This window comes from Propylenella binzhouense, from assembly GCF_009866965.1.
GTDB classification, from domain to species: domain Bacteria; phylum Pseudomonadota; class Alphaproteobacteria; order Rhizobiales; family Afifellaceae; genus Propylenella; species Propylenella binzhouense.
The window spans coordinates 102,236-121,293 of record NZ_SPKJ01000003.1; the positions used below are offsets into that span (position 1 = coordinate 102,236).

General features: G+C 69.5%; 16 protein-coding genes and 1 pseudogene. 10 read left to right on the forward strand and 7 right to left on the reverse strand.

Annotated features, from left to right (window positions below; translation table 11 throughout):
• Positions 1-11: 11 nt before the first annotated feature.
• From E4O86_RS01975 to treZ, 5 genes are read right to left on the reverse strand one after another with little or no spacing between them, the layout of a single operon-like run.
• The gene (locus E4O86_RS01975) at positions 12-611 is read right to left on the reverse strand and encodes a histidine phosphatase family protein (protein WP_161138837.1); all 600 of its coding nucleotides are present in this window, start codon (positions 609-611) and stop codon (positions 12-14) included.
• A complete protein-coding gene (locus E4O86_RS01980) occupies positions 608-1,705 on the reverse strand; it encodes an inositol-3-phosphate synthase (RefSeq protein ID WP_161138838.1) in 1,098 nt (365 codons plus the stop codon). Before E4O86_RS01980 ends, E4O86_RS01975 begins: the two co-directional genes overlap by 4 nt.
• A complete protein-coding gene (locus tag E4O86_RS23105) occupies positions 1,695-2,000 on the reverse strand; it encodes a hypothetical protein (protein ID WP_205520614.1) in 306 nt (101 codons plus the stop codon). The genes E4O86_RS01980 and E4O86_RS23105 overlap by 11 nt, the downstream gene beginning before the upstream one ends.
• Positions 1,958-3,964: an amylo-alpha-1,6-glucosidase gene (locus tag E4O86_RS01985; RefSeq protein WP_161138839.1), complete on the reverse strand. Its 2,007-nt coding sequence runs from the start codon at positions 3,962-3,964 to the stop codon at positions 1,958-1,960. The genes E4O86_RS23105 and E4O86_RS01985 overlap by 43 nt, the downstream gene beginning before the upstream one ends.
• Positions 3,951-5,957 carry a malto-oligosyltrehalose trehalohydrolase gene (gene treZ / locus E4O86_RS01990; protein ID WP_343039069.1) on the reverse strand — a complete coding sequence of 669 codons (2,007 nt, stop codon included), beginning with the start codon at positions 5,955-5,957 and terminating at the stop codon, positions 3,951-3,953. The genes E4O86_RS01985 and treZ overlap by 14 nt, the downstream gene beginning before the upstream one ends.
• Between treZ and E4O86_RS01995 the strand changes: the two genes are divergently transcribed.
• The 7 genes and pseudogenes from E4O86_RS01995 (at position 5,952) to E4O86_RS02025 (ending at position 14,204) form a co-directional block, all read left to right on the forward strand.
• Entirely contained in the window at positions 5,952-6,449 is a 498-nt protein-coding gene (locus E4O86_RS01995) for a YciE/YciF ferroxidase family protein (protein ID WP_161138841.1), read from the forward strand. The two genes, treZ and E4O86_RS01995, sit on opposite strands and share 6 nt — an antisense overlap.
• 72 nt (positions 6,450-6,521) lie before the next feature.
• Positions 6,522-7,448, forward strand: a pseudogene (gene puuE, locus E4O86_RS02000) (allantoinase PuuE); the annotation flags it as partial.
• 14 nt (positions 7,449-7,462) lie between these two features.
• Positions 7,463-8,722 (forward strand): allantoate amidohydrolase, encoded by a 1,260-nt coding sequence (locus tag E4O86_RS02005; RefSeq protein WP_343039070.1) that lies wholly within the window; start codon positions 7,463-7,465, stop codon positions 8,720-8,722.
• A complete protein-coding gene (locus E4O86_RS02010) occupies positions 8,719-9,984 on the forward strand; it encodes a M20/M25/M40 family metallo-hydrolase (protein WP_161138843.1) in 1,266 nt (421 codons plus the stop codon). The genes E4O86_RS02005 and E4O86_RS02010 overlap by 4 nt, the downstream gene beginning before the upstream one ends.
• 98 nt (positions 9,985-10,082) lie before the next feature.
• Positions 10,083-12,260: a malate synthase G gene (locus tag E4O86_RS02015; protein WP_161138844.1), complete on the forward strand. Its 2,178-nt coding sequence runs from the start codon at positions 10,083-10,085 to the stop codon at positions 12,258-12,260.
• A 108-nt stretch (positions 12,261-12,368) separates the two neighbouring features.
• A complete protein-coding gene (locus E4O86_RS02020) occupies positions 12,369-13,073 on the forward strand; it encodes an AprI/Inh family metalloprotease inhibitor (RefSeq protein ID WP_161138845.1) in 705 nt (234 codons plus the stop codon).
• Positions 13,074-13,118: 45 nt separating this feature from the next.
• Positions 13,119-14,204, forward strand: a complete 1,086-nt coding sequence (locus E4O86_RS02025) for an AI-2E family transporter (protein WP_161138846.1) — start codon at positions 13,119-13,121, stop codon at positions 14,202-14,204.
• 34 nt (positions 14,205-14,238) lie between these two features.
• On the opposite strand, the gene E4O86_RS02030 is transcribed toward E4O86_RS02025, so the two are convergent.
• Entirely contained in the window at positions 14,239-14,859 is a 621-nt protein-coding gene (locus E4O86_RS02030) for a L,D-transpeptidase (RefSeq protein ID WP_161138847.1), read from the reverse strand.
• A gap of 219 nt (positions 14,860-15,078) precedes the next feature.
• Positions 15,079-15,864, reverse strand: coding sequence for a L,D-transpeptidase (locus E4O86_RS02035; RefSeq protein ID WP_205520617.1), 786 nt, complete (start codon positions 15,862-15,864; stop codon positions 15,079-15,081).
• Between the two features lie 185 nt (positions 15,865-16,049).
• Here E4O86_RS02035 and E4O86_RS02040 point away from each other — a divergent pair, with 185 nt between their 5' ends.
• The 3 genes from E4O86_RS02040 (at position 16,050) to hisS (ending at position 18,825) form a co-directional block, all read left to right on the forward strand.
• A complete protein-coding gene (locus tag E4O86_RS02040) occupies positions 16,050-16,673 on the forward strand; it encodes a DNA-3-methyladenine glycosylase I (RefSeq protein WP_161138848.1) in 624 nt (207 codons plus the stop codon).
• Positions 16,674-16,712: 39 nt separating this feature from the next.
• Entirely contained in the window at positions 16,713-17,072 is a 360-nt protein-coding gene (locus E4O86_RS02045) for a GFA family protein (protein WP_161138849.1), read from the forward strand.
• Between the two features lie 163 nt (positions 17,073-17,235).
• A complete protein-coding gene (gene hisS / locus E4O86_RS02050; protein ID WP_161138850.1) occupies positions 17,236-18,825 on the forward strand; it encodes a histidine--tRNA ligase in 1,590 nt (529 codons plus the stop codon).
• Positions 18,826-19,058: the final 233 nt, after the last annotated feature.

Below are 19,058 nucleotides of genomic sequence, written 5' to 3' on the forward strand. Positions count from 1 at the left end.
CGGTCCCCGTCTCACCCTGCCGGCACTTCGTTGACCGAGAGCACCTTGCCGCCCCAGTCGCCGACCACGAGCGCGCTCAGCGATGCGGGGCTGATCTCGAAGCGGAGGAGATTGTCGAGGGGGAGCCCGAGATAATGGGCGAGCGCGGCGCGGATGACGTCGCCATGGCTGACCACGACGACCGCCAGGCCGGTATAGGCGGCGCGCAGCCGTTCGAGCGCGGCGACCGCGCGATGCTGCACCTCGTGGATGCTCTCGCCGCCGGGCGGGCGGGCGCGCGAGCGCGCCTCGTTCCACAGCCGGCATTCCGGATCGTCGCGCAGGCTTTCGAAGCTGCGGCCGGTCCAGGCGCCGAAATCGACCTCGGTGAAGGCGTCGTCGGTCGCCGGCGGCACGCCGAGCGCCTCGCCGATGATTGCCGCCGTCTCGGCGGCGCGCTCGATCGGGCTGGTGACGATCGCCGCGACCGGGTCGCGCTTCAGCCGGTGCGCCAGGCGGCGCGCCTGCTCCGTGCCGTGCTCGGCGAGCCCGATCCCGGCCCGCCGGCCGCTCAGCACCCGTCCGAGATCGCCGTGGGCGGCGTGCCGCACGAGGAACAACGTCGCCGTCACGCCTTGCCGCCCTTCGGCTCGTCGCCCCGGACGAAGCGCAGGGTGCGCTCGCGCGCCTCGTGATCGGTGAACTGCTCCGGCGGAGACTTCATGAAATAGCTCGACGGACCTGCGAGGGCGCCGCCGATCCCGCGGTCCAGCCCGAGCTTGGCGCAGCGCACCGCGTCGATCACGATTCCGGCGGAATTGGGCGAATCCCAGACTTCGAGCTTCAGCTCCATGTTGAGCGGCACGCCGCCGAAGGCGGTGCCCTCCATGCGGATATAGGCCCATTTGCGGTCGGTCAGCCACGGGACGAAGTCGCTCGGCCCGATATGGACGTCGCCGGCGGGCAGCGGCACGTCGAGCTGGCTGGTGACGGCCTGGGTCTTCGAGATCTTCTTCGATTCCAGCCGCTCCCGCTCCAGCATGTTCTGAAAGTCGGAATTTCCGCCGAAGTTCAGCTGGTAGGTGCGGTCGAGACGGACCCCGCGCTCGCGCATGAGGTTGGCAAGCACGCGGTGGACGATGGTGGCGCCGACCTGGCTCTTGATGTCGTCGCCGATGATCGGAAGCCGGCGCTCCTCGAACCGCTTCCGCCAGGCCGGGTCGGAGGCGATGAAGACGGGGATGCAGTTCACGAAGGCGCAGCCCACCTCCAGCGCGCGCTCCGCATACCATTCCGTCGCCCGCTGCGAGCCTACCGGAAGGTAGGACACGAGCACATTGGTGCGGGTCCGCTCGAGCACCTCCGCGACGTCGGCGGTCGGCTCGTCGGATTCCTCGATCTCCTCGCGCAGATAGCGGCCGAGCCCGTCGAGCGTCTTGCCGCGCTCCACGCGGACGCCCGTCGGCTTGACCTCCGCGAAGCAGTGCGTGTTGTTGGGCGGCGCGAAGATCGCCTCCGCGACGTCGCGCCCGACCTTTTTCGCATTCACGTCGAATGCCGACGCGATCTCGATGTCGCTGATGCCGTAGCCGCCGAGTTCCGGGCTCATCAGGCCCGGAACCGGTTCGTTCCCTTTCGCCTCCCGGTAGTAGCCGAGCCCCTGAACGAAGGCGGACGCGCAATTCCCGACCCCGACAATGCCGACGCGAACCGATTCAGACGCCAAGTTCCAATCCCCCCGCTGCGATTGCACGGCATATACGCACATCCAGACTTAGGCCGGTTTCGTCGTGAGGGAATGTGCGTTCCGGATCGGACATCGGGCGAGCCATTCCGCGCAGGTCGTGACAGCGGCCCGGCACGCGCCGAACCCGTATCGCGCTCAACGTGGTGTGGAAGCGCGGGTTCCAGAGTTGAAGGAACTTTCTTCGTCGGCTTTCGATGGCCTGGCGCGGACGCGGGCGGACCGGCCCGTCCTTCAGGCCGGCGGCTTCGACGCCTTCGCCCAGGCGCGCAGCCATTCCGCCACGCTCCAGGCCTGCGATATGCAGCCGCGCGGCGTGAAGGGCGGATCGCCGTCGAAGATCTCGCTGATCGTGCCGACGCCCGCCTCCGACAGGTGGCTGGAATAGGCCATGAGCAGGTCCCGGACCTCGGGGGCCGCAGCGGGATCGATGCGGAGCCAGGCATCGACATAGGGGCCGATCAGCCAGCCCCAGACCGTGCCCTGGTGATAGGCCGCGTCGCGGGCGCGAAGATCGCCGAAATAGCGCGGCTTGTAATCCTTGTTCGCCCGGTCGAGCGAACGGAGGCCGAAGGGCGTCAGGAGACGGTCCCGGACTGTCGCGAACACGGGACGCCAGCGCTCCTCGTCCAGGACGGGATGGGGCAGCGCAATCGCGAAGATCTGGTTCGGGCGACAGGCGGGATCGTCTCCGTCCTCGCCGTCGACCACGTCGTAGAGGTGGCCGAGCGCATCGGACCAGAACCGGCGATTGAACGCCTCGCGGGTGCGCTGCGCATGCGCCTTCAGCCCATCCGCACGGTCGAACTCGCCGGCGCGCCGGAGCCAGTCCTCCGTCAGACAGAGGGCGTTGTACCAGAGCGCGTTGATCTCCACGGCCTTGCCGCGGCGGGGGGTGACGACCCAGTCCTCCACCTTCGCGTCCATCCAGGTGAGCTGGTAGCCCTCTTCGCCCTGCCGCAGCAGCCCGTCCTCCGGATCGACGCCGATGCCGAAGCGGGTGCCGTGCAGATGGCGGTCGAGGATGCCCTCGAGCTTCGGGAGGACGGCCTCGAGCGTGGACCAGTCCCCGGTGATGCGGAGGTAGCGCTCGAGGGCGTGGAAGAGCCAGAGCGTCGCATCGGCGGTGTGATAGAGCCCTTGCGTCTCGCCCTCGGGGAACATGTTCGGGATGAGCCCATCACGGATGTAATGGGCGAAGGTCCTGAGAATGCAGCCCGCCTCGCGATGGCGGCCGGTCGCGAGCGTCAGGCCTTCGAGCGAGATCATCGTGTCCCGGCCCCAGTCCGTGAACCAGTGGTAGCCGGCTATCACGGTGCGCGCCTCGTCGCCCTCCGCCCGCGCCCGCGCCTTGTCGGCGAGGCGGCCGACCGGGTCGATGACGAACGAATCGGCGGCGAGAACGAGCTCCGCCGCCAGGCCCTCGTGAAGAACGGGATCGGCGATCGTGATGAGGTGGCGCCGCCGCTGCCGCTCGAATCCGAGGCTGTCCCTGCCGCTCAGCGCCAGCACGGCGTGCCAGGGATCGGTCGACGCGCAGAACGCGACCTGACCGGCATCGGGTGCCGCCGACAGGATCCCCGGGCTCCACAGCGTGCCGATCGAGGCATGGCCGCGCTCCGCTTCCACCGTGTAGCGGAATTCCGCGCTCTCCCCGCCCTCGAGCTCGAACACGGCTTCCCGGCCGAGGAGGCGGATCCTGAGCGGAGGGATGTCGTCCTGCGTCTCGATCTCGTAGAGCGATCCCAGCGCGCGCAGGACCGGCACGGCCCGGCGCGTGCTCTCGACCGCGCCTTCGATCGGCCTGGACCCGAGCCAGGGTCGGAGGAGCAGGCGGCAGCCGGCCGGTCCCTCGAGATCGTAGAGGACGTCGACCGTGTTCTGCAGGTGGCGCATCCCGATCCGCTTCGTGACGACCACGTCGCCGATCTCGTAGCGCCAGACGGGCAATCCGAGCTCCAGCCGGAACGTGCTCGGCAGGCAGCCCCCCTCCGCACGGCCGAGCTCGACCCGCCGGCCGTCGGGGAGCTGCAATTGTTCCGCGAGCGTCGTCAGCACGACCGTGCGGCCGTAGGGGGCGGGCAGCGCCGAAACCAGGAGGCCGTGATACCGGCGGGTGATCTCGCCGAGCAGTCCGGCCGACGAATAGCCGCCGAGCCCGTTCGCGACGAGATATTCCCGGTCGGACGCCCGCCCGAGGTCGGCCCCCTCGATGATGCGGATCGGATCAGGATTCGACATGCGCGGGTCCCATCAGAATTGCCGCTTCGGCCGGCATGCGCCAGCCCCGGTCGCTCTCGACGGGCGGCGTGCCGGCTCCGCCGTAGCGAGGATCTTCGCTGGACCAGACGATCTGCCACCGCGAACCCGCCGGCGGCGCGACAAGGGGTTCGGCGATGGAATCCCGGTTCACCTGGCTGCCGAGATTGACGACGAGCAGGCGATCTTCTCCGGTCGCCCCGAAGAAGCGCAGAACGAATGCCTGCTTGTCAACCACGGCGCCGTCGAGCCGCGTCCCGGGCGCCGTAAGGACGGGATCGCTTCGCCGCAGCGAGATGAGGTCGCGATGGAGCGCGACTGCCGAGCTGTTCCGCTCGGACTCGCTCCAGTCGAGCTTGCAGGACTCGAAGGTCTCGGGGGCCGCCGGGTCGGGCAGGGTCCCCTCCGAATCGGGCGCGGCGAGGCTCGCGAACTGCCGGACGAAGTCGAGCCGGCCCGAGCGGATTCGCTCGCCGAGCTCCCCGCCGAAATCGGCGAAGTACAGAAACGGCTTCGAGCTGCAGAAATGTGCGCCCTGAAAGAGGAGCGGCGTGCCGGGCAGGAGGAGCTGGAGAGCGGTGAGGGCGCGGAACCGGCCCGGGCTCGTCATCTGGTGGAGCCGGTGGCCGCGGCCCTGGTTGGCGAGCTGGTCGTGGTTTTCCAGATAGTCGATGAACCGCCGGCGCGGGATGTCGAAGGCGGGACTTCCCCGGCCCTTGTCCTGCCAGGAATAGCGCTGCCCCTGAAACAGGTAGCCATATTTCGCGGCGGAGACGAGCTCCTGCGGCGTGCCCTGATGGTCGGTGAAATACGCCTCGCGCCGGCCGGTCGCCGCAACCAGCGCGGAATGGTGGAAGTCGTCGTTCCAGAGTGCGTCGAAGCCGGAACCGTTCTCGGCGGGAGGCCGCATCAGGCTTGCCTGCTGGGGCTCGTTCTCGCCGAGCACGAGGACCCGCCGCCCGCCGGCCGCATCCCGGCAGGCTCGCGACACCAGGGAGAGGATGTGCTCGCCGGAACCGTCGTGGAACGCCTGCGTCGCGTCGATCCGCAGCCCGTCGAGGTGGTACTCCCCGATGAGGCAGCGCACGTTCGCGAGCACGAATTCCCGCACCCCCTCGGAGCCCGGCCGATCGAAATTCAGCGCGGCGCCCCATTCCGAATCGATCTCCCTGTTCCACCAGGTCCTTGCGAACCGGTGGTGTGAGCCGCCTTCGGGACCGAAATGATTGTAGACCACGTCGAGCACCACGCCGACGCCCTGCCGGTGGGCCTCGTCCACGAAGCGCCGGAAGTCCTCCGGCGTGCCGTAATTGTGGTTCGGCGCGAAGAGCGCGACGCCGTCATAGCCCCAGCCGAACCGGCCCGGATGGTCGGCGACCGGCATGATCTCCAGCGCGGTGATGCCGACGTCCCGGAAATCGCGGAGCCGCTCCGCCGCGGCACGCCAGGTGCCCTCGGGCGTGAGCGTGCCGACATGGATCTCGCAGAGCACCTGGCCTTCGAGTTGAAGCCCCGGCCAGGCGTCGTCCGTCCATGCAAACGCCGGATCGACGACCACCGACCAGCCTTCCGGCCCGTCGGGCTGCCAGCGCGAGGCTGGATCCGGCGCGATCTCGCACTCGCCCGGAAAGCTGAATCCGTAGCGTGCCCCCGGGCGGATGCCCCGTACGAAGCCGGAGAAATGGCCTGAGGCTTCGCGCGCGAGCGGATGGGTTCCGCCGTTCATGAGGGTGACGGCGACCCGCTCGCGGGAGGGCGCCCACACGCGGAACGAGGTGCCGTCCTGCCCAGGCTCGGCGCCGATCGGCAGGCGCCGCGGTGGATGGTCAGAATCTCGGGGGAGGAGCCCGGAAGGCGCGCCGCTCGTCATCGGCGGTCTAACGGAGCCCGCGGGGCGGGGTTCCGGCCGGAACCGTGGGATCGCGGCGAACATTCTCGCAGCAACCGCCCTCCGGCCGGGGAGACGAAAATGCATATCGACAGATTTCGCGAAATGTACGTGGCAGAGCTCCAGGAGGCGCGCAGCGTCGAGGCGATGCTCGCCGCCGCACTCGGCAAGATGGCCGAGGCGGCGAGCGACGAGGAACTGAGGAAGGCGTTCAGGACCCACCGCGAGGAAACGGTCGCGCATGGCGCGCAGGTCGAGACCATCCTGAAGCGGCTGAAGGCGGGTCCGCTGGAGCACAAGGACCAGGCGATGCAGTCCATCGTCCGCGAGGCGGAGAAGATGATGGGGATCACGGAGCCGGGACCGCTCCGCGACGCCGCGCTCATCGCCTCGGCGCAGCGCGTGGAGCATTACGAGATCGCCCTCTACGGGACGCTGGCGACCTATGCGAGCTCGCTCGGGCTCGAGGAGGATGCGCGCCAGCTCGGCGACATTCTCGAGGACGAGAAGGCAACCGACGAGGAACTCTCCGACATCGCGGAGGGGATCGTGAACCCGTCGGCGATCGAGGCAGGCTGAGACGGCGGTCCCTCCGGCCGCCGAGTCTCGCGGCCGCTTGCATCGGCCGGCCGATTCCGTTCATGTCGCGGCATGAACGGTGATCGGCGCTATCCCTCCGGCGCGGACTATCCGCGCGACATGCTCGGCTACGGCCGCAGCCCGCCCGATCCGCGCTGGCCGGGCGGGGCGCACATCGCCGTGCAGTTCGTGATCAACTACGAGGAGGGCGGCGAGAACAACGTGCTCCACGGCGACGCCGCCTCGGAGGCGTTCCTCTCCGAGATCGTCGGCGCCCAGCCCTGGCCTGGCCAGCGGCACTGGAACATGGAGACGATCTACGAATATGGCGCGCGCGCCGGCTTCTGGCGGCTCCATCGCCTGTTCACCGCGCGCGCGATCCCGGTCACCGTCTACGGCGTGGCGACCGCGCTGATGCGCTCGCCCGAACAGGTCGCGGCCATGAAGGAGGCCGGCTGGGAGATCGCCTCGCACGGCCTGAAGTGGATCGAATACAAGGACTACGACAAGGAGGCCGAGCGCGCCGACATGCGCGAGGCGATCCGCCTTCATGCGGCCGTCACCGGCGAGCGGCCGCTCGGCTGGTATACCGGCAGGGCCTCGATGCACTCGGTGCCGCTGGTGATGGAGGAGGGCGGTTTCCTCTACACGGCCGATTCCTATGCCGACGAGCTGCCGTACTGGCTCGCCGGTCCGAATGGCGCGCAACTCGTCGTCCCCTACACGCTCGACGCCAACGACATGCGTTTCGCGACGCCGCAGGGCTTCAATTCCGGCGACCAGTTCTTCGCCTATCTCCGCGACAGCTTCGACATGCTCTATCGCGAAGGCCGCGAGGGCGCGCCGAAGATGCTCTCGGTCGGACTTCACTGCCGGCTCGCCGGCCGTCCGGGCCGCGCCGCCGCGCTTGAGCGCTTCCTCGATTACGTCGCCGGGCACGACCGGGTGTGGCTGGCGCGGCGGATCGACATCGCCCGCCACTGGCACGAGCACCACCCGTTCCGGCAGCCGGCGTGAGGCTCCCGGATTTCCGCGCCGGCGAGGCCGCGGCGGCGCTGATGGCGCGGCTCGATGCGCTCGCCCGCTTCAGCGACGAGGAGGGTCATCTCGCCCGCACCTTCCTCTCGCCCGCCCACCGGTGCGCGGCGGACCGCGTGAAGGCCTGGATGGAAGAGGCCGGCATGACGGCGCGCATCGACGCGATCGGCAATGTCGTCGGACGCTATGAGGGGCGCAGGCCCGGCGCGCCGGCGCTCCTGATCGGTTCGCATCTCGATACGGTCCGCCGGGCCGGGCGCTATGACGGCTCCTTCGGGGTCCTCACGGCGGTGGCGGCGGTCGCGGAGCTTTCCGCCCGCGGCATGCGGTTCGAAACGGCGGTCGAGGTGATCGCGTTCGGCGACGAGGAGGGCGTGCGCTTTCCGACGACGCTCTCCGGTTCGCGGGCGATTGCCGGCACATTCGATGCCGCTGCGCTCGATCTCGTGGACGATCGCGGCATTACGCTCCGCGACGCGCTCGCCGCCTTCGGCTGCGATCCGGCAGCGATCGGCGCGGTGGCGCGCCGGCCCGAGGATATCCTCGGCTATGTCGAGGTCCATATCGAGCAGGGCCCGGTGCTCGAGCGCGAGGGGCTTGCGGTCGGCGTGGTGACCGCCATCGCCGGCGCGAGCCGTGCCGCAATCGATGTCGCCGGCGAGGCGGGTCACGCCGGCACGGTGCCGATGGGGCTCAGGCGGGATGCGCTCGCCGCCGCGGCCGAGATGGTGCTTGCCGTGGAATCGACCGGCCGCTCCGCGCCGGATCTCGTCGCGACCGTCGGACGGCTCGTCGCCGAGCCCGGCGCTGTCAACGTCATTCCGGGTCGCGCCGCTTTCACCGTCGATCTGCGCCATCCCGAGGACGCCGTCCGCGAGGCCGCAATCGCGGCGCTCGAGGGGCGGATCCGCGAAATTGCGACCCGGCGCGGCGTGCGGGCCGAAATCCGGCCGACCCATGCGGCGCGCGCAACGCGATGCGACCCGGGAATGATTGCGGCGCTCTCCCGGGCCGTGGCCGAGGCAGGCCTGCCCGTCCGGCTCCTGCCGAGCGGGGCCGGGCACGACGCGATGGCGGTCGCCGCGCTCTGTCCGGTCGGCATGCTGTTCGTGCGCTGCGCCGGCGGCGTGAGCCATGATCCCGCCGAAGCGGTCGATCAGGCGGATGCCGGCGCCGCGCTCGACGTCCTTCTCCGATTCCTCCTCAACGTCCTCCACGCAGGAGCTGTCCGATGAGCGCCGCAGCCGAATCGATCGCCGCCTATCTCGACGCCTGGCACGCCGAGATGGAGGCGTTCCTGGCCGATCTCGTCCGTGTGCCCTCCGACAATCCGCCGGGCGATTGCGCCCCCCATGCCGAACACACCGCGAAGGCGCTGACGGCGCTCGGCTTCGAGGTCGAGCGGCATGTCGTGCCGGAGGATCTCGTCCTGAGCCACGGCATGGTCTCCTGCACGAATCTGGTCGTCCGGCGCGTGTTCGGCCCCGGGCCGGTCATCGCCCTCAATGCCCATGGCGACGTCGTGCCGCCCGGCGAGGGCTGGACCGAGGACCCCTACGGCGCTGCCGTGCGTGACGGCTGGATGTACGGCCGGGGCGTCGCGGTGTCCAAGTCCGACATCGCGACCTACGCCTATGCTCTCCTGGCGCTGCAGGCGGCGGAAGCCCCGCTTTCGGGCACGGTCGAACTGCACGTCACCTACGACGAGGAGGCCGGCGGCGAGATCGGCCCGGGCTGGCTGCTCGCCGGGGGCATCACGAAGCCCGATCTCGCGATCGGGGCGGGCTTCTCCTATGCCGTCGTGACCGCCCACAATGGCTGCCTCCATCTGGAGGTGGAGGTGCGGGGGCGCTCGGCCCATGCCGCCATGCCGTTCACCGGCGTCGACGCGCTGGAGATCGCCACCGAGGTCCTCGCCGCGCTTTACGCCTACCGGCGGACGCTTGGGTCCCGTATCTCCGCCGTCCCCGGCATCGGCTCGCCGCAGGTGACGGTCGGTCTCATCCGCGGCGGCATCAACACCAATGTCGTGCCGGATCGCGTCACCTTTCGCCTCGATCGCCGCATGATCCCGGAGGAGGATCCGGCGGAGGTCGAAGCCGAGCTGCGCCGGCTCGTGGAGCAGGCGGTGGCCGGACATCCCGGCGCGGCGGTGACGGTCCGCAGGATCCTGCTTGCGATGCCGCTCGTTGAGCTTCCAGGCGCGGAGCGGCTCGTCGAGCCGCTTTGCATGCATGCCACCCGGATCATGGGCGAGCCGGTCGCCGCGAAGGGCGTCCCCCTCTACACCGACGCCCGCCACTATGCCGCGCGCGGCATTCCGACCGTCCTCTACGGAGCCGGTCCTCACACGATCGAGGAGGCGAACGCCCATCGGGCGGACGAGCGGCTTCCGCTCGCCGATCTCCGCAAGGCGGCCGAGGTGGTCGCGCTGACGCTGCTCGATCTGCTTTCGGCCGAGCCCGTCCGATCCGGTTCGGACCAGACGGTCGACTAAAGGACAATCGTTGGCAGTGGCACCGGTCGCGGTGTTGCTGCTATGCAGCACGCCACCGGCGGACCGGCGCCGGGGCAGCGAGGCAAGGAGGTCCTGTCATGACGGAACGCGTGGCGATCGGGAGCCTGAAGGTCGCTCGGGTTCTTCACGACTTCATCAATCAGGAAGTCCTTCCGAATACCGGCATCGCGCCGGACGCCTTCTGGGCCGGCCTCGACGCGATCATGCAGGAATTCGCGCCGCGCAACCGCGCGCTCCTTGCCCGAAGGGACGAGCTCCAGGCGGAGATCGACCGCTGGCACCGCGCGCATCGCGACATCGGGTTCGATCTGGAAAGCTACAAGGCATTCCTCAGATCGATCGGCTACCTCCGCGAGGAGGGTCCCGCATTCGAGATCACGACGAGCAACGTCGATGCCGAGATCGCGGAAATCGCGGGTCCGCAGCTCGTCGTGCCGGTGACCAACGCACGCTATGCGCTGAATGCGGCCAATGCCCGCTGGGGCAGCCTCTACGACGCGCTCTACGGAACCGATGCGTTGCCGGACGAGGATGGCGCCGGGCGCGGCCCGGCCTTCAATCCCGCACGCGCCCGCAAGGTGATCGAGCGCGCCCGCGACATCCTCGACGAGGCGGTGCCGCTCGAGAGCGGCTCGCACCGGGATGCGATCGGATACGGGATCGGCGACGGCCGCCTGCTCGTCAGGCTCGATGGGGGGCGGGTGGTGCCGCTCGCCGCGCCGAACCAGTTCGTCGGCTATCAGGGCCAGCCCGGCGAGCCGTCTGCGATCCTCCTGGTCAATCACGGATTGCACGTCGAGGTCCGGATCGACCGCGACGATGCGATCGGCCGGACGGACCCGGCCGGCATTGCGGACGTGATCCTCGAGGCTGCGATCACGACGATCGTCGATTTCGAGGACTCGATCGCGGCCGTCGATGCCGACGACAAGGTGGCCGCCTACAGGAACTGGCTCGGTCTGATGAAGGGCGACCTCACCGCCGCCTTCGAGAAGGCGGGCGGCACCGTCGAACGCGCGCTCAACCCGGACAGGACCTACCGCACGCCGGACGGCGATACGCTCGTCCTGCCGGGTCGCAGCCTGCTCCTGGTGCGGAACACCGGCAACCTGATGATGACCGACGCCGTGCTCGACGCGGCCGGCAACGAGACGCCGGAATCGATCCTCGACGGCCTCGTCACCACGGCCATCGCCCTCCACGATATCGGCGAGTACGGCCGTCGGCTGAACAGCCGCCGCGGCTCGGTCTACGTCGTGAAGCCGAAGATGCATTCGCCGGAGGAGGTCGCGCTCGCGAGCGAGCTGTTCTCGCGGATCGAGCGGATCCTGCGCCTGCGCCCGAAGACGATGAAGATCGGCATCATGGACGAGGAGCGCCGGATGACGCTCAACCTCAAGGAGGCGATCCGCGCCGCGATCGACCGGGTCGTCTTCATCAATACCGGCTTCCTCGACCGCACGGGGGACGAGATCCATACCTCCATGGAAGCGGGGCCGATGATCCGCAAGGGCGACATGAAGAACGCGCCCTGGCTGCAGGCCTACGAGAACTCGAATGTCGATATCGGCCTGGAATGCGGGCTGCCGGGCCGGGCCCAGATCGGCAAGGGCATGTGGGCGATGCCGGACCGGATGGCCGACATGCTCGCGACCAAGGGAGCGCATCCCAGGGCAGGCGCGAACACGGCCTGGGTGCCGTCGCCGACGGCGGCCACACTGCATGCGCTTCACTATCATCAGGTGGATGTCGCCGCCCGCCAGGAGGAGCTCCGGGCCAGGGGGCGGGCGAACATGGACGATATCCTGAACATCCCCGTCGCGCGCCGGCCGAACTGGTCCGCGGAGACGATCCAGGAGGAGCTCGACAACAATTGCCAGGGCATCCTCGGCTATGTCGTGCGCTGGGTCGAACAGGGGATCGGGTGCTCCAAGGTGCCCGACATCACGGATGTCGGACTGATGGAGGACCGTGCGACCCTCCGCATATCGAGCCAGCACGTCGCGAACTGGCTGCATCACGGGATCGTCACGCGCGAGCAGGTTGCGGAGACGCTGAGGCGGATGGCCGCCGTCGTCGACGCGCAGAATGCCGGTGACCCGTTCTACCGGCCCATGGCGCCGGATTTCGAGGAAAGCGTCGCCTTCCAGGCCGCGAGCGACCTCATCTTCAAGGGACGCGAGCAGCCGAACGGATATACCGAACTGATCCTCCATGCGCGTCGCCGCGAAGCGAAGGCCAGGTACGGCTCCTGATCCCGGGACTGCGCCCGTCGGGCCACACCCCGCGCAATTCGCGAGGCAACGCGCGCAGGGCAGCCGGATTCGATTGCACCGGGCCGGTCGAACGGATATCGGCGCGCCATGACGTGGCGGATCCCCAGGCGATGCTCCGGTGCGGGTGCGCTCGCGATCGCGCTCGCCGCCGGCGGCTGCGGGACGAGCGAAAGCGTGCAGCAGCTTGCCGTGATCGCTTATCAGAGCCCGGCCGCGCCGAGCACGGAGCCGCAGGCTCTTGTTGCGATGGCGTCCTCGGATGCGCCCGCGCCCGCCGCCATCACGCCCCCCGAAGCCCGGCCCGAGGCTGTCGGCCCGCGCGCCCCGGCAGATGTGCCGGCCGCCTCTGCACCCGCCGCGGGCGCGCCGGATCGTACGGCGGTCCGGGAGCCTGCCCCGACCGCCGGCTTCTGCGCACCCGGGCAGATCGCGCTTGCGGCGCCGCCTCCGCGCGCAGACGAGGTATCGGGACGGCCGGGCGCGACATTCGAACCAGGCGTCTGGACGAGTGCCGATCTCCCGGGTGTCTGGACCGCGAGCGACGGTTCGGCGGGTTGCGCCTGCCGGATCGTGCTCGAGGGGGGGCGCGACCGGCGCGCCGTGACGGCAGAGGGCTGCGTGACGCCCCAGCTCAGGAGGGCCGCGGCCTGGCGAATCGACAGCATCGGGTTCGGGAACCCGGACCTCCTCCTCCTCGACGGCGGCGGACGGGTGCTCGCACGACTTGACGCTCGCGGCTCGCGCTATTTTGACGGTTCGCTCGCCGGAGCGCCTTTCACGCTCTGGCGTTGATCCTCCTGCCGAGCGAGCACGAGCGAACCGCGGAGGACTGAAAGCATGGAGCCCGCAGCAGGAACCGATCGGCTCGCCCGCTCGGCCGTGCTCATCTCGTCGATCGTGCTCGCCCTCGCGACGGGCCTCTTCATCGCGTGGCACGCCGCCACCGCCCTCCTGCTCGTCGGGGCGGGGCTCATCTTCGCGATCGCGCTCGACGCGGGAGCGCGCGGCCTCGGCCGCGTGATCGGCGGAGGACGCCGGCTCCGCCTCATCCTGACCGCGCTGGTTCTCGTCCTCCTCCTCGGGGGAGCGGCCGCCTGGAGCGGCGCCAGCATCCTCCAGCAGGCGAAGAGCCTGCTCGCGACCCTCGACCAGCAGGTCGGCCGGATCACCCAATATCTCGACGCCGCCGGGCTGCTGCCCTCCGGCGGAGGGGGCAAGGCGCTGCAGGGCATGCTGCCGAGCGCGGGCGCGCTCTTCGGCGGTGCGACAAATGCCATCTTCGCCACGTTCGGAGCGGTCGGGAACCTCGTCTTCGTGCTCTTCCTGGCAATCTTCTTCGCCTGGGAACCCGAGGTCTACAGGGCCGGCTTCCTCAGCCTCGTCCCGCCCGACAAGCGCCCCCGTCTCGGCGAAGTGCTCGACAAAGCGGGCGACGCGCTGCGCGGCTGGCTCGTCGGCCAGGCGATCGGGATGATGGTGATCTTCCTTCTCACCTACGTCCTGCTGCTCGTCGTCGGGATGCCGTTCGCGCTGCTCCTCGCTCTTCAGGCCGGACTTTTCGAGTTCATCCCGACCATCGGCCCGATCGCGGCCGGCATCGCCATCGTCCTGGCCGGGCTCTCCGAAGGGCCCGAGATGGCCTTGTGGGGCGTGGTCGTCTACATCCTGATCCAGGGCGTCGAGAGCAATGTCCTCACGCCGATCGTCCAGGAGCACACGGCCCGCCTGCCGCCGGCCTTCAGCCTCGGGATGCAGCTTGTGCTCGGGGCGCTCTTCGGCGTGCTCGGCATCGCGCTCGCCGTTCCGCTCTCGGCCGCCGGCAAGGTCATCGTCACGGAACTCTATGTGCGGGACGCGCTCGGGGGCGCGGCGGAGGAGCGGCCGATGCCGGAGCGGGCCGGGGCAAAAAAGGCGGAGGGCTGAACCCTCCGCGCTTCCAGGTGCCCGGTGCCGTCCGCTAGCGCACGATCACCTTGGCGCCGACCTTGGCGAGATAATGCAGCTCCATCACGTCGTGGTTCATCATCCGGATGCAGCCGGAGGACACGTTGTGCCCGATCGTCCACGGCTCGTTGGTGCCGTGGATGCGGTACATCGTGTCGCGTCCGCCGTCGAACAGATAGAGTGCGCGCGCCCCGAGGGGATTGTCGGGCCCGCCGGGCATGCCGCCGGAATATTGCGCAAGGGTCGGCTCGCGGGCGATCATCTCCGATGGCGGCGTCCAGGTCGGCCATTCCGCCTTGGCGCCGACCCGCACCACGCCGTGCCAGCCGAAGCCCTCGCGGCCGACGCCGATGCCGTAGCGGATCGCCTCGCCGCCGGCGAGGACGAAATAAAGGTGCTTCGAGGCCGAATCGATGATGATCGTGCCGGGCGCCTCCTCGGTGGGGAACGGCACGATCTGGCGGCGGAACTCCGCCGGCACGCTCCACGAGCGGCGCGGCGCCGGATCGTAGGTGAGGAACGACCGCGTGGACGGATCGTAGAAGCGCGTCACCTGCGCATCGGCGACGACGGGCAACAGAACGGAGAAAGCCGCGCCCAGGCAAAGGGCGCGCGCCGCGCGCTTCGTCTGCATGATCTGTGATCCCCTTCTCGGGGGCGGCAGGTCCTCGACCGCCGCCGCGTAAAACGTGGCGGAAGAATGAACCAGAGCCGACTTCGGTTCCCTGTAGCGCCGCTCACGGAATCGTACGCCCGAGCCCGGTCGGACGACGGGCGGCGATCCCCTGGTTGGAACAGCCCGGGCGAGGCCGCCGCCCGGGCCGGAAGGGGAGCGGGCCGGCGGTCCCGTCCGTCAGAGAACCACGACCTGCGCGCCGACAGGCACGCGCTCGTAGAGATCGACCACGTCCTCGTTGCGCATCCGGAAGCAGCCGGAGGAGACGGCGCGGCCGATGGTCCAGGGCTCGTTGGAGCCGTGGATGCGGTAAAGCGAATCCGCGCCGTTCCGGTAGAGGTAGAGGGCGCGCGCGCCGAGCGGGTTGTGGGGCCCGCCCTCCATGGAGACCGGCAGGTAGGGCTGGCGCTTGCGCATCTCGGCCGGCGGCGTCCAGCGCGGCCATTCCGCCTTGCGGCCGATGCGTGCCCGGCCGGACCAGCCGAAGCCCTCGCGGCCGACGCCGATGCCGTAGCGGCGCGCCTTGCCGCCCGCCTCGACGAGGTAGAGATAGCGCGCGCGGCTGTCGATCACGATCGTGCCCTCGGCGTAGCCGCCGTCATAATCGACCACCGTCGGCAGGAACTTCGGATCGAAGCCCCGCGTCATCGGCGCCGGTGCGCCGGGCATCCGCACCGGCACGGCGGGCTGTGCCATCGGGAAGGACGGGCGGCCGGCGACCCGCGGCCGGACGACGACGTAGCGCCGCGGCGGCGGCACCATTGCGGCGCGGCGGGCCGGAGCGGACCGCCCGAGGTCGATCGGCGCGGCCGTCCCGTTCACCGCCGGCGGGCGCCGCAATTGCGCGATCCATTGGCGCTGATATTCGAGGCTCGGCTGGACCGCGACATAGCCGGACTGGGCCTCGGCCTGACCGACTGCCGCGACGGCCCAGAGGCATGCGGCGATGAGTGCTCTTCGCATTGGCGTACTCGCTACTGACCGTCACTGCGCCGGCGCGAACACTGCCGGGCCAGCCGACGATGGGGGCCAGAGGTCTGGGAAGGGTAAATTCGGGCAGCAACGGGGCGAAATCCAGACCGGAATCGAACGCCTTGGTGAATGCCGCGTGAGCGGCTAGGACGGTCGGAACGAGGGGAGGGCTCAGGGTGGGCGACGGTCTTGCCGAGGGCGCTGACGGGAGGTGCCGCTGCTGGTGGCCGGGCGACGACCCGCTCTACCGCGCCTATCACGACGCCGAATGGGGTCGGCCGACGGCGGACGACCGCCGGCTCTTCGAGAAGATCTGCCTGGAGGGGTTCCAGTCCGGGCTCTCCTGGCTGACGATCCTGCGCAAGCGCGAGAATTTCCGTGCCGCCTTCGCCGGCTTCGAGCCGGCCGCGGTCGCGGGCTTCACCGAGGCGGACGTCGAGCGCTGCGTCGCCGACGCCGGCATCGTGCGCCACCGGGGCAAGATCCTGTCCGTCGTGAACAATGCGCGGCGTGCGCGCGAACTCGTGGACGAGGCGGGATCCGTCGCCGCCTTCGTCTGGCGCTTCGAACCGAAGCCGGAGGACAGGCCCGCCCGCGTGGAGCGCGGCGCCATCGTCCCGCAGACGCCACAATCGCTTGCACTCTCGAAGGCGCTCCGCAAGCGCGGCTGGAGCTTCGTCGGACCGACCACCATGCATGCCTTCATGCAGGCGGTCGGGATCGTGAACGATCATCTGGAGGGCTGCTTCTGCCGGGACGAGGTCGAGGCGGAGCGGCGGAATTTCGAGCGGCCGGCCTGAACGGAAGAGGCGGGCCGGAACCGGAGAGGAGGAAACCACATGGCGGAAGCGACGATGCATGCCGGCGGCTGCCATTGCGGCCGCGTGCGCTTCGAGGCGAAGACGGACCTCGGCACCCTGATCAGCTGCAACTGTTCGATCTGTTCGAAGAAGGGGCTGATGCTCACCTTCGTGCCGGACGGCGATTTCAGGCTCGTCTCCGGCTACGACTTCCTGGTCGACTACCAGTTCAACAAGCACGTCATCCATCACCTCTCCTGCGCGCGCTGCGGGGTGGAGCCCTTCGCGCGCGGAAAGGCGCCTGACGGCTCGCCGATGGTGGCGATCAACGTGCGCTGTCTGGACGACGTCGATGTCGCGACGCTGGAGCCGACGCCGTTCAACGGCCGGGACGCGTAGCGCACCCGACGGGCAGGCGGTCTTGCCGCGATCGTCGGGGCGGCGCCCGGCATCTGTCGAAACTTGAGAACGCGCCTCGAACGGGCTAACAAGGCGGCGCCCGCCGCTTGGCGGGCTTTCCGCATTTCCGCGGCCGTCACGCCGCCCTTACAGCACGATCGCCATGGCCGGGCCCAAGAAGCCGAACAAGCTGCAGCCGCGCCTCCCGCGCGGCTTCGCCGACCGCACGCCGGAGGACATCCGCGCCGTCGAGCGCATGATGGCGACCATCCGCGGCGTCTACGAACGCTACGGCTTCGAGCCGGTCGAGACGCCGATGATCGAGTATACCGACGCGCTCGGCAAGTTCCTGCCCGACCAGGACCGGCCGAACGAGGGCGTGTTCTCGTTCCAGGACGACGACGAGCAATGGCTGTCGCTGCGCTATGACCTGACGGCGCCGCTCGCCCGCTACGTCGCGCAGAATTTCGAGGCGCTGCCCAAGCCCTATCGCAGCTATCGCGCCGGCTGGGTGTTCCGCAACGAGAAGCCGGGCCCCGGCCGCTTCCGCCAGTTCATGCAGTTCGATGCCGACACGGTCGGTGCGGCCTCCGTCGCCGCGGATGCCGAGATCTGCATGATGGCGGCGGACACGATGGAGGCGCTGGGTTTTCAGCGCGGCCAGTACGTCATCAAGGTCAACAACCGGAAGGTCCTCGACGGCGTCATGGAGGCAATCGGCCTCGGCGGCGAGGAGAATGCCGGGCGGCGGCTGACGGTGCTCAGGGCGATCGACAAGCTCGACCGGCTCGGCATCGAGGGCGTCAGGCAGCTTCTCGGCGAGGGCCGCAAGGACGAGAGCGGGGACTTCACCAAGGGCGCGGGGCTCGACGCGAATCAAATCAACCAGATTGATCTCTTTATCAACGCTCGGGCGCACTCGGCCAAAGTTGGACTATTAAAACCTGATGGGGGCCCGGCGTCAGGCGATGATCAAATTGTTGATCAGCCTAGTGGCCACAAGTTCTATCCGTACTCACCCCGTCAGATCGATCATATGTTGGAGTTGTTTCAGGATGACCCACTTCTGAACAGCGGTCTTGTCGATCTGCGCCATATAAGTCGGTTCTGCCGTGCTGCAGGATACGGAACACGCCGCATCCAGATCGACCCTTCCGTCGTCCGTGGCCTCGAATATTACACCGGCCCGGTGTTCGAGGCGCAGCTCACCTTCGAGGTGCCGGGCGAGGACGGCCGTCCCGTCGTATTCGGCTCGGTCGGCGGCGGCGGGCGCTATGACGGGCTGGTCGGCCGCTTCCGGGGCGAGAACGTGCCGGCGACCGGCTTCTCGATCGGGGTTTCGCGGCTCGCGGCGGCACTGAAGGCGATCGGCAAGCTCGGCGAGGAGGGCGCGTCGGGGCCTGTGGTCGTCACCGTCATGGACCGGGACCGCATGGCCGACTACCAGAGGATGGTGGCCGACCTCCGGAATGCCGGCCTTCGCGCCGAGCTCTATCTCGGCGGCTCCGGCATGAAGGCGCAGCTGAAATATGCCGACCGCCGCAATGCGCCCTGCGCGGTCATCGCCGGCTCCGACGAGTTCGCCGCCGGCCGGCTCCAGATCAAGGACCTCCTCGCCGGCAAGGCGCAGGCCGCCGACATCGCGGACCACGAGACGTGGCGCGAGGAGCGGCCGGGCCAGTTCGAGATCGCGGCCAGGGACCTCGTTGCGGAAGTCCGCGCGCTGATCGAACGGCAGAGATCGGATCTCTGACCGTGAGGACCCCCCTCCCTCTCCCTCCGCCGCAAGGGGGGAGCGAACGGTGCTCCCCTCGGATGAGGGAGCGGTGCCCCCTTCCCCCTTGTGGGGCGGGGCTGGGGGAGGGGCATCCCCTGCCTCTCGGCCTGCGAGGAAGCCCGCGCCGGGGACCCCCCTCCCTATCCCTCCCCCACAAGGGAGGAGGGAACGATGCCCGCCTCGGCCGCGGAAACGAAGCTCCCCTCCTC

Bases quoted from the DNA above. Each gene is read 5' to 3' on its own strand.
- E4O86_RS01995 (WP_161138841.1), top strand. From the start codon at position 5,952: ATGCATATCGACAGATTTCGCGAAATGTACGTGGCAGAGCTCCAGGAG.
- E4O86_RS02045 (WP_161138849.1), top strand. From the start codon at position 16,713: ATGGCGGAAGCGACGATGCATGCCGGCGGCTGCCATTGCGGCCGCGTG.
- treZ (WP_343039069.1), bottom strand. From the start codon at position 5,957: ATGCATTTTCGTCTCCCCGGCCGGAGGGCGGTTGCTGCGAGAATGTTC.
- E4O86_RS02020 (WP_161138845.1), top strand. From the start codon at position 12,369: ATGACGTGGCGGATCCCCAGGCGATGCTCCGGTGCGGGTGCGCTCGCG.
- E4O86_RS02035 (WP_205520617.1), bottom strand. From the start codon at position 15,864: ATGCGAAGAGCACTCATCGCCGCATGCCTCTGGGCCGTCGCGGCAGTC.
- E4O86_RS01985 (WP_161138839.1), bottom strand. From the start codon at position 3,964: ATGTCGAATCCTGATCCGATCCGCATCATCGAGGGGGCCGACCTCGGG.
- E4O86_RS02025 (WP_161138846.1), top strand. From the start codon at position 13,119: ATGGAGCCCGCAGCAGGAACCGATCGGCTCGCCCGCTCGGCCGTGCTC.
- E4O86_RS02010 (WP_161138843.1), top strand. From the start codon at position 8,719: ATGAGCGCCGCAGCCGAATCGATCGCCGCCTATCTCGACGCCTGGCAC.
- E4O86_RS23105 (WP_205520614.1), bottom strand. From the start codon at position 2,000: ATGGCTGCGCGCCTGGGCGAAGGCGTCGAAGCCGCCGGCCTGAAGGAC.
- hisS (WP_161138850.1), top strand. From the start codon at position 17,236: ATGGCCGGGCCCAAGAAGCCGAACAAGCTGCAGCCGCGCCTCCCGCGC.
- E4O86_RS02015 (WP_161138844.1), top strand. From the start codon at position 10,083: ATGACGGAACGCGTGGCGATCGGGAGCCTGAAGGTCGCTCGGGTTCTT.
- E4O86_RS02030 (WP_161138847.1), bottom strand. From the start codon at position 14,859: ATGCAGACGAAGCGCGCGGCGCGCGCCCTTTGCCTGGGCGCGGCTTTC.